The 12,050-nt window shown below is 40.0% G+C and carries 13 protein-coding genes and 1 other annotated feature; all 13 genes read right to left on the bottom strand.

Translation table 11 applies throughout. The features are described 5' to 3' along the window. Nucleotides 1-440 precede the first annotated feature (440 nt). On the bottom strand, nt 441-1,667 hold the full coding sequence (locus ACH8E3_RS09365) for a LysM peptidoglycan-binding domain-containing protein (RefSeq protein ID WP_458632364.1): 1,227 nt from the start codon (nt 1,665-1,667) through the stop codon (nt 441-443). A 181-nt stretch (nt 1,668-1,848) separates the two neighbouring features. Then, nucleotides 1,849-2,721, bottom strand: coding sequence for a prephenate dehydratase (gene pheA, locus ACH8E3_RS09360; protein WP_458632363.1), 873 nt, complete (start codon nt 2,719-2,721; stop codon nt 1,849-1,851). Further along, nucleotides 2,718-3,686 carry a homoserine kinase gene (thrB, locus tag ACH8E3_RS09355; protein WP_458632362.1) on the bottom strand — a complete coding sequence of 323 codons (969 nt, stop codon included), beginning with the start codon at nt 3,684-3,686 and terminating at the stop codon, nt 2,718-2,720. Before thrB ends, pheA begins: the two co-directional genes overlap by 4 nt. Nucleotides 3,687-3,744: 58 nt before the next feature. Then, a complete protein-coding gene (locus ACH8E3_RS09350; RefSeq protein WP_458632361.1) occupies nt 3,745-5,031 on the bottom strand; it encodes a homoserine dehydrogenase in 1,287 nt (428 codons plus the stop codon). 43 nt (nt 5,032-5,074) lie between these two features. Further along, nucleotides 5,075-5,512, bottom strand: coding sequence for an ACT domain-containing protein (locus ACH8E3_RS09345; RefSeq protein WP_458632360.1), 438 nt, complete (start codon nt 5,510-5,512; stop codon nt 5,075-5,077). 141 nt (nt 5,513-5,653) lie between these two features. Next, complete coding sequence (gene obgE, locus ACH8E3_RS09340; RefSeq protein ID WP_458632359.1) at nt 5,654-6,964, bottom strand: GTPase ObgE; 1,311 nt, start codon at nt 6,962-6,964, stop codon at nt 5,654-5,656. 13 nt (nt 6,965-6,977) lie between these two features. Further along, the gene (locus ACH8E3_RS09335) at nt 6,978-7,619 is read right to left on the bottom strand and encodes a Spo0B domain-containing protein (protein WP_458632358.1); all 642 of its coding nucleotides are present in this window, start codon (nt 7,617-7,619) and stop codon (nt 6,978-6,980) included. 255 nt (nt 7,620-7,874) lie between these two features. Further along, entirely contained in the window at nt 7,875-8,186 is a 312-nt protein-coding gene (gene rpmA / locus ACH8E3_RS09330) for a 50S ribosomal protein L27 (RefSeq protein ID WP_458632357.1), read from the bottom strand. 17 nt (nt 8,187-8,203) lie between these two features. Next, nucleotides 8,204-8,536 (bottom strand): ribosomal-processing cysteine protease Prp, encoded by a 333-nt coding sequence (locus ACH8E3_RS09325; protein ID WP_458632356.1) that lies wholly within the window; start codon nt 8,534-8,536, stop codon nt 8,204-8,206. Nucleotides 8,537-8,550: 14 nt separating this feature from the next. After that, nucleotides 8,551-8,862, bottom strand: coding sequence for a 50S ribosomal protein L21 (rplU, locus tag ACH8E3_RS09320; protein WP_458632355.1), 312 nt, complete (start codon nt 8,860-8,862; stop codon nt 8,551-8,553). An 11-nt stretch (nt 8,863-8,873) separates the two neighbouring features. Further along, nucleotides 8,874-8,960, bottom strand: a sequence feature (ribosomal protein L21 leader region). A gap of 57 nt (nt 8,961-9,017) precedes the next feature. After that, nucleotides 9,018-10,262 (bottom strand): Rne/Rng family ribonuclease, encoded by a 1,245-nt coding sequence (locus ACH8E3_RS09315; protein WP_458632354.1) that lies wholly within the window; start codon nt 10,260-10,262, stop codon nt 9,018-9,020. 94 nt (nt 10,263-10,356) lie between these two features. Next, a complete protein-coding gene (locus tag ACH8E3_RS09310) occupies nt 10,357-11,211 on the bottom strand; it encodes a M50 family metallopeptidase (protein ID WP_458632353.1) in 855 nt (284 codons plus the stop codon). Next, nucleotides 11,204-11,926 carry a peptidoglycan DD-metalloendopeptidase family protein gene (locus ACH8E3_RS09305; RefSeq protein ID WP_458632352.1) on the bottom strand — a complete coding sequence of 241 codons (723 nt, stop codon included), beginning with the start codon at nt 11,924-11,926 and terminating at the stop codon, nt 11,204-11,206. The genes ACH8E3_RS09310 and ACH8E3_RS09305 overlap by 8 nt, the downstream gene beginning before the upstream one ends. Between the last annotated feature and the right edge of the window lie 124 nt (nt 11,927-12,050).

The following is a 12,050-nucleotide window of genomic DNA, read 5'->3' as shown; positions in this document are numbered from 1 at the left end:
TGTATTAGGCACGCCGCCAGCGTTCGTCCTGAGCCAGGATCAAACTCTCCAATAAGTATTGAAAAGAGCGATTCGCTCATTTTGAAACAAACTGACGAGAATTATTCATTCTCATTCAAATGATTTCTCATTTGTTTTGTTCTTACTTTCGTAAGAACCACTCACTCGTTGTTCAGTTTTCAAAGATCAATTTCTCTCTCGTTATTCACCAGTGTGTCTCGGTGACAACTTTTATATAATACCATGTCAGTTATGATAATGCAAGAGTTTTTTATTTCGGTTTCTTTTTCCTTATACTTCATAATAATGACACCAGCCATCATATTTAATGGGTGGATAAATAATTTAACATAATCTCGTCCTACTTTGCAACTATAATTTTTAATTAACCAAATGAAAGAAGACGAATTTGCATTCACCTTCTTTCACTAGTTATTTTATTAGCTATTTATCCATGGATTGCGACGTTTATATTGTACAGTCGTTTTCTTCTTTTCTTTATTCCTACTTACTTTGGTGCTCTGTATTGCTACGTCTTTCTTACTTTTGCTTGTACTCGACGTTTTAACAGGTTGCTGTTCGTTAAAGATCGTTGCATCCTCTAGCACTGCAGTTATCTCGCTATTGTCTCGGGCATGACAACCACAATTCTCTTGAACATGCGCTTCCGCCATTTTTACCGGATTCATATCGCAATTGTCAAGAGGCATATTCGCTTGTGGAAAAGTCCATTCGTATGGATGTGTGCAGGAATAGATATTTGCGTAGGTTATAGGCCCATTCTCTTGAGTACTTATCATATTAGATACGGAAGCATTGCTATTCTCAGCATATCCGCCATAGGAAGAGTAACCCGAATGATTAGGCGCAAACATATTTCCATATGGAGACATCTGAGGATAACAACATTCTGACATCCCTTCTGTATTTTGCATCATCTCAGCATAACAAGGTTGTTCGAACTGCGGCTGAACATAGGAATAGCCTCCCATAATACCTGGATACCCTTTTTCATCTGATTGGACAGGACAGTATTGCTTCTCATCCGATTTAGGGACTTCCGCGATCACTTCTTTTGCTGGCACGGGAATTTGCACATACAAATGCTGAGACATTTCCACCTTTTCTGAAAAGCTATTAAAAATAGGGTTAGGTGCAGGTAGGTTAGGCGTAACCCCGACAGGAATCTGTGGAAGTTGGGGAATGACAGGAGGAGCAGGCTGGTTTGGAACCATCTCTGGTTTGATTGCTGTATTTTCCTTTCCGCCATGCATGACCTTATCCTTCATTGAACCTCCTTGTGATGTGCCGTTATGCACACCTTCACTCATGATCGTCTTAGGAATGTTTACCACTTCCCCAACAAGCAAAGCGTTAGGATTCTTCAATTGCGGATTAGCATCGATCATTTCCTTTAAAGATACTCCCCAAGCTTTAGAGATTTTCCACAGGCTATCCCCCTGTTTGACAACATGTCTATGAATGGTATCTTCTGGCTTAGGGGGTGTAACAACCGATTTGGATGGAATCTTGACTTTATCACCTATGTTCAATTTGTTCGGATCTGCAAGCTGTGGATTGGCTACAATTAACTTTTCTAGTGGAATGCCATACTTTCCAGATATGTTGTATAACGTGTCACCTTTCTTAACCATGTGTATTTTCACGCGGTAAAACCTCCTAGACTTCTTTTAGGCCAAATAGTAGCCGCCTTTGTTACTATCATCTTATGCAGAGATTGGGCGAATGACATCATGAATAACAAAAAAAATTCCTCTCATGTTCTACATGAAAGGAATTACTTCAGAAATAAAATATCATACAAGTACTTAACAACTATAATAAACATCAATTTACGGAATATGAATATGTGGGATATGACCCTAATACTCTCACCTGACAACCCAAAGCTTCAATCTCAAGTATTGCTGCCTGCATAAGAACCGTATCCACTTCTTCAAGGATATCTATATAGAAATAATAATTGCCTAACTTCTTCTTCGTAGGTCGAGATTCAATTCTAGAAAGATTAAGCCTTCTCCATGAAAAAGCGGACAACACTTGATGAAGGGCCCCCGGGAAATCTTCTGGAAGTGTTACCGCAATACTTGTCTTCATCACATGATTAGGTCGGTTGAGATTCAATGATTCAGAACCAATAAGTACAAATCTTGTGTAATTATTATCATGATCCGTCACACGGGCTGACATGATATCTAAACCATGCGTCAACGCACCCAGAGCTGTACCAATCGCCGTCCATCCAAGCCCTGGATTATTCTTCACAATATGGACTGCCTCAGATGTACTACCAACACCTTCTATTTCAGCTTGTGGTGCATATTTGCGAATAAACTGCTGACATTGTGCCGAAGCAATTGGATGAGATATAATTTTTGTGATCTTATTATAATCTATATCTCCTGAATCCGTGATGAATTGCTCCTTATTTCCTATTAAGTTCTGGATAGAAGGGTATACCCATTCGGTTTGCATAGGAATATCCACTTCATTCACTAACCAATCCATATGCAGATTGACAGAACCTTCTATTGTATTCTCAATCGGAATGACACTATAATCAGCTTTTCCTTGAGCAGTTGCAAGAAATACATCCGAAATAAGCTTGTAGTACTGTAACTCAATCGGTTCATTTCCAAACAAGTGGAGTACAGCCTCATGTGAAACAGAACCCTCCGGCAATAATGCTATTCGTATCATACGCTTACTTCCCCTTTTATCATGTTCATGAATGACATAGAGCTCATTGCCTCATAGATTTCAGCACCCTTATGAGAAGGCTTTAGCCATTTCGCAGTTGCTTGAATATGATGTGAAGCCATAGTGTTTATTAGATAAGATTCCAATTCAAGCTTTCGAATATCATGCCGATCCACCAAGGCTAACAATGTCGGACCCGCACCACTCAACGCAACACCCAATGCCCCCCGATTTGGGGCCTCCTCCAATATGGATGCCATACCCGGTACCAGGCTTGCTCGATACGGTTGATGCAATCTATCAGACATCGCCTTACCGATTAGATCAAATCTACCACTGGAGAGTGCAGCCACAAGTAACGATGACCGACTGATGTTATATACCGCATCTTGTCGGCTAATATGATCTGGCAATACACCTCTTGCTTCTGATGTTGATAATTGAAATTCAGGAATAACAACTAATACCTCTAAATCTTCATGACATTCAATGCCAATGTAATCAGCATGATTGCCATCCCATATCGCAGTAATAATTCCACCAAACAATGAGGCACCAACATTATCAGGATGTCCTTCTAAGGCTGTGGCCATATCGAATATCTTGCTAATAGGCAATGGTGAACCAATTAATGCATTCGCAGCAGTCATTCCCCCAATAATAGCCGAAGCGCTACTCCCAAGCCCTCTAGTTAAAGGGATCTCTGAATACATGGAAACTTCAATTTCCGGCAATCGCACCCCAGCCTCTTCAAAAACAAGCTGCGCCACTTTATACAACAAGTTAGATTTATCCTTCGGAATGCCTTGCATCTGATCTCCATATAAATGAAAGCTAGTATGTTCTGATTCTTTCATCTCCACCCATGAATACAAGGATAAGGCCATACCTAACGTATCAAATCCTGGGCCTAGGTTCGCCGTACTAGCGGGAACCCTTACTCGAACACCATTATTTCTATCCATAATGACTCCTTTATTATTATAATTCTCAAAAGGTTGTTATTAAAAGTCATCATTCCCTTTATCCTTCTACCCTGTAAACACTCTTAATAGTTCGAATGACATCTAATCCTTCAAAATGCGCTAAAACTTTATTCATACTAGCTTTGCTAACATCATGTGTAACAATAATAATCTCCGCAAAAGGATTATGCTCGTTCGGTTGCTGTACAACAGACTCCAAACTCACATCAAACTGTGCAAAAGCCTGTGTTATTTGTGCTAGGACACCTGCTTTATCGTCGACATGTAACAGTATAAAGTTCTTATATTTAATCTGTTCGTCCGTTTTGAGCTTCTTCACCTTATAAGGAACTATAGCTTTCAAGCCATTAACTCCTAATTTGAAGTTCTTAATTACAGCAACTAAATCAGCTACAACGGAAGTGGCTGTAGGCATCGCGCCTGCTCCTGCCCCGTAGAACATAGTTTCACCCACGGCCTGACCGTACACATATACAGCGTTATACACACCATTGACTGCCGCAATGGGATGACTACGTTTTACCATCGTGGGTTGAACACTGATACTGATCGATTCGTCCTCACAATCAGCAATACCAAGTAATTTCATTTCATATCCAAGACGCTTAGCATATGCAATATCTTCTTTGGTCACTTGCGAAATACCCCGAACACTCACATCCTGTAGCTCAACATCCGTTCTGAACCCAAGTGTTGATAATATAGCCATCTTTCTAGCAGCATCAAGGCCCTCTACATCCGAGGTCGGATCTGACTCTGCGAAACCAAGTTGTTGGGCTTCAGATAGTACATCGTCATAGGAGGCACCTTCCTTACTCATTTTGGTTAGAATAAAGTTAGTCGTTCCGTTCACAATTCCCATAATCTTTAGAATACGGTCGGATGAGAATCCCTCAATCAACGTGCGAATAATAGGTATCCCTCCAGCGACACTTGCTTCATAGAATACGTCACATTGATTTTCTTGTGCTTTTGCAAGAATCTCCGAACCATATAACGCCATTAGATCTTTGTTTGCGGTAATAATATGCTTACCACGATCCAAGGCTCCCAATATATATTCTTTAGTCTGTTCTACTCCGCCCATCACTTCGATAATGACATCAATCTCAGGATCATGAATAACATCCCATGGATCTTCCGTTAACTTCGATGGATCAATGTATACTTCTCTTACTTTATCTATGTTCTGAACAGCAATCTTCTCAATAAGAATAGGTGAACCCACTTGGCTACTTAAGTCCTGTTGATTCCCTTCTACAATACGAACGACACCTATACCTACTGTACCCAATCCTAATAGTCCAACTTTTATCGGTTTCATTAACAGACCCTCCCAGACCAATTCATTCAACTTCTCTTCGTTACTAACCCTGTCCAATCATATGAACGCGTTTCACACCTGAAACACCTTTCATTTCATCCAACATATCACTAACTTCTTCATTAATTCTTGATATTTCTACAGAGATCACAACATTCGCTACACCTTGTAGAGGTATACTTTGATGCATTGTAAGCACATTGCCACCAAGACCCGCAACAACACTTAAGACCTTAGACAACATCCCAGCATGATGTAGTAAATCAATAGATATGGTAACAATTCTTTCTCGTTCTAGATGATTAATGAGATGAATGCCATCTTTATATTTATAGAATGCACTTCGACTTAAACCAACCTGTTCTACAGCTTCATGCACCGTCTTTACATCTCCTGAGGCCATTATCTTTTTCACTTGCATCGTCTTTATAATAGCTTCCGGCAAAATATCTTCACGAACTAAGTAATAGCGTTCCTTCACGAACGTCCTCTCCTTAAAGACTGATGTTCTTCTATAGTGGACATTATAGTATAAATCTCCTTTAAGGGTCAATAGACTGATGAACTATTTTAAAAAAATCGTATGCAGTACTTTAAAAGTACTACATACGATTTATAGTTTCTAATAATAACTACTACCCTCTACAAATTCGAACTCAAAATCTCCCAGACGAACGATAGTTCCATCTACCGCTCCGCGTTTACGCAGTTCTTCATCCACACCCATACTTCTCATAATCCGTCCTAATTTAAGAACAGCCTCATGCGAATTAAGTTGCATTCTCTTCATCAATTGTTCGATCTTATCACTTTCAATAACGAATGCATCATTATCCCTAACAATCTTAAACGAACTATCTTCCGTCTTATCTAGTTTATATACTTTTCTTTCCTTTTGTTCAGCAACTTCCTCTATGACAGGCTCATCAGGAATATTATCGAGAATATCCGAAGCTCTATATAACAACTCTTGTACGCCTTTGCGAGTTAGAGACGAGATCGGCATGATCTCCATATCCGGTTTGATAAGCTGAACCTTTTCTCTGAAGGATGCCAATAACGCTTCTGATTCAGGCATATCCATTTTATTTGCAGCAACAATTTGAGGTCTATTCACTAGAACAGGATTATATAATTCTAGTTCTTCATTAATCTTAACCCAATCTTCATAAGGGTCTCTTCCTTCAGATCCAGACATATCAACCACGTGGATGATAACACGAGTTCTCTCCACATGACGGAGGAATTCATGTCCAAGGCCTACTCCTTCATGGGCACCTTCAATAAGTCCTGGCAAATCTGCCATAACAAAACTACGATGATCCCCTACATCAACCACACCTAAATTCGGTGTTATCGTTGTGAAATGATACGCCCCTATCTTAGGCGTTGCAGCGGATACGACAGAGAGCAGTGTTGATTTACCCACACTAGGGAATCCTACCAAACCTACATCTGCCATCACTTTCAGTTCTAAGACAATATAACGCTCTTGACCTTCTTCACCGTTCTCAGCAATTTCAGGAGCTGTATTCTTAATCGTTGCAAAACGGGTGTTTCCTCTTCCCCCACGTCCTCCACGAGCTACAACAACATATTGTCCGTGTTTTGTTAAATCTGCAATCACTTCACCTGTATCGTCATCTAACACAATCGTACCTGGTGGTATACGAACAATCGTATGTTCTGCATTCGCACCATGTTGACTCTTATTTCGTCCTTTAACGCCTTTATCTGCCTTGAAATGGCGTTGGTAGCGGAAATCTACTAATGTACGAAGTCCCTCATCGACTTTGAAAATAATATCTCCACCTCGACCACCATCTCCACCTGCAGGTCCACCATTCGGAACAAATTTCTCTCGTCGAAATGCAACGAGTCCGTCTCCGCCGTCGCCAGCTTTCACGTTTATTTTAGCTTTATCAATAAACATAACTTCACCTTCCTCATGTATCACAGGGCATGCATAAACGGAACGAACTAGGATTAGATTCAGATTTCTCTATCCTCATTTTGTTACTGCGCACCACACTATGAATTTGCTGTTCAAGAATTTGTGACTCTCCACTTAAAGCATCGCTTGTAAAAGAAGCGATTATTTCCATATTATCTTCATAAAGTCTGAGCGTAAGCTTGCGAGTCTCATCCCATGATACGCGTCCACTATATTGAAATCTTTGAATACACTCTATAATAGCAGTTACCCAGTGGTCAGTATCATCTTCTTTAATTCGTTCATTAAGATGTAAATCATCCGCGATATCCAGTTCAAGCTCTATATTAGTTCCAATAGCACGAAACGATTGCAGATAAAAAACTAAAGATGGAATGCCAAGCTTCGCAATCTTACCCTCAAGCTCCATCCGTTCTTTTATTCTTCCCACACATTCAATGGATTTATCATGTTTAGCAAGCTGAATATATCCATAGACGATTTGTAAATCATTCATCCAATCATGTCGATGATGATTCAGACTCTTGATGGCTGTCTGTTCAACGCCTTGAATGAGCATTCGTCGCTCTCTAGCATTTTGTTTTTGATTAACTGTGACTACGATTGAAACAACTGTGGCGACCCATATCATCATCAGAACATACCCTATGATTGATGGATACGAGTATAAAAACAACAACGGAGTCCATATGGATATGATCGATATAACTAATAGTCTTGTCCACATCTTCACAGCTTCTCACCAATCCTAATCACCTATTAGCTAATTTCGCCAATACATAGTATAACACAGCTTATTCCATCAATTCATCCCATAAGTTACAAAAACGCCTCCGGCATTTGTTGGCCGGAGGCGTTCATCATAATGATACAGCTATTTCGATAGCAATTAAGCTTCTACTGCTGCCGCTACTGGAGCGTTAGTTGCCGGGTAGACGCTAACCTTTTTGCGATCGCGGCCCCAACGTTCAAATTTCACAACGCCTTCCACTTTTGCAAATAAGGTATCGTCACTTCCGATGCCAACATTTGTACCAGGATGAATTTTTGTTCCGCGTTGGCGAACAAGAATGCTACCACCAGTTACTGTTTGTCCGTCTGCACGTTTCACACCAAGACGTTTCGATTGGCTATCACGACCGTTTCTTGTGGAACCAACACCCTTTTTGGATGCGAATAATTGAAGATTCAACTTTAACATGTTGTCTACCTCCTTCTTTAAATAATAACTTCCTCTATTTGAATATACTCACCGTATGAATCAGCAATACTATTCAACATAACGATCATCGATTCCATTAGGAGTTGCATATTACTATTCGTAGATCGATCCTGATGAACAGGAAGGATTCCACTTAAAAAGCCATTGTGCATCTCGCAATCCAGAACAATTCCGGTTAAGGCTTCAATCGAATTAACAGTTCCGACCGTTACAGCCGAGACTCCGGCACAAACAATATCTTCACCAACATTCGCATAATCAGCATGTCCCACGACCTTGAATCTGTCGATCAATCCGCTATGGTTACGAAAGATACGTACGATAATCATATCATCGCACCTTCTTACGCCTGAATTTTTCCAATTGTTACTTTAGTGTATGGTTGACGATGACCTTGCTTCTTATGGTAGTTCTTCTTAGGTTTGTATTTGAATACAACAACCTTATGACCTTTACCATGTTTCTCAACCGTAGCGGCTACAGTTGCACCAGTAAGTAACGGTGTACCTGCTACCAAACCATTGTCATCACATATTGCGAGTACACGGTTAAATGTAACATTTTCTCCGTCTTCTGCATGTAGTTTCTCAATGAACAACACATCGCCCTCTTGAACTTTGTATTGCTTACCACCTGTTTCGATAATTGCGTACATATATTGCACCTCCTCATTCTCAGACTCGCCTAATTCAGGTGACAGTATATTTACATATACTATGCTTTATGACCCAATCGGAGCGGTTACAGCATGTGTAGGATTTCAAGAACCAAACACACACTTAAAGAGATTATCATAATCCGTACATATAGTCAATGAATTGCGATTATATTTATCCTGCCAGTTCCGGAACAATTCCCACATGTTCGATCTAGATAGATCGATGAATTCTCGCGCACCTTTTTGCGAGTAAGTTCAAGAAGTCCTAGCTTCGTCCAACCTACAATTTGACTCTTCGCGCGATCTTTCTTCATAACGGATTCCAAAGCCTCTTGCACATCCTGCCGATGTTCTTCCAACTCCATATCAATAAAGTCGATCACAATGATTCCTCCAACGTCCCTTAGACGGATCAACCTAGCAATTTCCTTGGCTGCCTGTAGGTTGGTTAAGGTTACCGTATCCTCTAAGTTGTGTCCACCTGTATATCTGCTTGTGTTCACGTCTATCACCGTTAGCGCTTCTGTATGATCCCATACAATGGTACCACCACTCTCAAGTGAAACACGACGAGATAGATCCTTGTCTAATTGTTCAATAACACCATGTGCTTTAAAGATCGATTCTGAGGATCGGAATAACTTTACAGGTAAATGAACACCGTTACTCATGTCATCCATGTACTTCTCCGCTTCATCTGCTTCTATAACATTATTAATGATGAGTTCGTCTTCCAACGGGTTTAATACATCTCGGATTTGACGCTGTATAATACTTAAATCACGATGGAGCAAGGTTGGCGTCATGACTCGTTCAGCTTTCTCCTGGATATGTTGCCATTGTTCTCGCAACAATTCTAGATCGTCTGTGATGGCATCTTTACTCTCATCTTGCGAAACTGTTCTGACAATAATCCCTTCTCCGCGAAAGCGTAACTGTTCACTAACGAATTTGAGTCTAGTTCGTTCACTTTCTTGTTGGATCTTCTTCGATACAGCTACATAGTCTGCCAATGGCATATAGACAATAAAGCGTCCTGGGAGTGAATAGTGGGTCGTTACGCGTGGTCCTTTACCTCGAAGCGATTCTTTCATCACTTGGACAACAACTTCTTGTCCGACAATTAATAATTCTTCTATTGAAGGTTTTACCTTCGGCTGTTTATCAAGATGGGGGTGTAGCACATCATCAACATAAAGAAAGGCATTTTTTTTATGACCAATATCTACAAAAGCAGCTTGCATACCTGGTAATACATTTACGACGCGACCTTTATAAAAGCTTCCTACCAAGCTCTCACCCTGACTACGTTCCGTCGCAAACTCTACAAGCTTACCTTCCTCTATGAGAGCCATCTGTGTGAATTTCGATTCACAGTTAACGATCATCTGTTTCATGGCTTCACCTCTGCTAGAAGACATTTCATACATCGTATACATGAAATCTCTAATATATTTTATTGAATATCATTTAATTCATTACGTTCTACTATCAAACATGACGCTCAGAAGAGAAATACGCCTCTATTAGGCGTTGTTCAGGTAAAACCGCAATGGGAATTCCTAATTCATCCATGATATAGATTAAATGATACTTCTCTCTCTTAAATAGACGCAAAATGGGGACTAAATGTTTCGTTGAATCTGTAATAATAGGTTGTGCGTGTTCACTCATCATAATGTATTTAGCATATATTGGTCCTCTATTCATCAGAAACCGCATAAAGCGATAAGGGATATTTCGATAATCCGTCAGATTGGAATAGAAAAGAAATATACCGATGATCAGAAGATTAAGTTGGATTACTCCTTCTCCCTTCATAAGAGGCAGGCATGCGTAGATGACAACCCCCACACTACTTATTATACTGATCCTTGCCGACCACAATAACATTCTATAATAAGGAATATAACGGCTGAATAGTGACTGGATGATTTTACCACCATCTAATGGAGGTATAGGAAGTAAATTGAATAGTCCAATAATGATATTTCCTTGAATAATATAAGAAATATACTCATCCTCACCCCATAGCGTGATCATTACCATTCCAATGGTTACCATAATAGCATTTTGAAGTGGACCTGCAACAGCAATTACAATCTCCTTCAATGCGGTCAGTTTACCGTGTTCTTCCATTGTCACTACGCCACCAAATGGCAATAACTTTACAGAAAGAACCTTAATACCCAATAGTACAGCAGCAGTCAAATGTCCCATCTCATGAATAAGCACGATAACAAAGAGTGTAATTAACTCGATAAAGTTACCCGTCACAATGGATAATAACATTACAATCACAAACAATGGGTGGAGCTCCAACGTAACCCCACGAATATTAATCAATGGACATCACTTCAACGGGATCAACATATATATCACCTTGTTTCAATGCAAAGAATAACGTTGAAAAAGATGAATCCGTATCAGATGATAGCCACCCTAGACTGTCTCCAGCCAGAACCCAATCATTCACTTTCAGCGATGTATCCATATGTCCGTATATAGCTACCAGTCCACCAACATGTTGAATCGTTAACACTTTACCCATGTTGGCTATATTCTTCACTTCTATGATGCGTCCTTTTGCTATGCTTTTAACCTTAGGCGATGCCTTTGAATCTGAATCTGGAAATGGCGTAATCTCAATCCCTGTATGATCAGTCGTAAATAAGGTAGTTACTGTTCCGTGCAATGGGGGAATCAAAGATAATCTTGCAATGACTTTCATAGGGTCTTCTTGATGATCTTTAAATATGGGAATGATTGTAGGTACATCACCAAAATGAGAGACATACCATGATTCAGCTGCTTGGAAATCCATCTCTTTATGCAATGATTGGGAAATATAATGTTGAACACGAACTGCCCAAGCTTGATCTGAACGATAGACTAGCACGATCATACCAAACAACACACTACTCATTACAATCCTAGAGAGCAGACTAGCTATGAATGAGGTCTTCTGCCCCCCTTGATATTGCTCGTTCCAGTGATGACGTTCCTTCTTCCACAGCAACTCAGGATCGCGTTCATCCGTTGATAATGACTTCTTATTCATAAACATCCCCCTTACGAGGCTCTTTTAACACCTATTTTATGAGGGATGTCCATTGATTTAGAACAGACGTTAGGAAAGGTTACTATGAGCAATTCTTTTATAAGCAAAAAGACTGTCCTAAAAA

Source organism: Paenibacillus sp. CMAA1364 (assembly GCF_054373195.1).
Note: the sequence above shows the minus strand (reverse complement) of the source record. Positions and strands in the feature narration are given on the sequence as shown.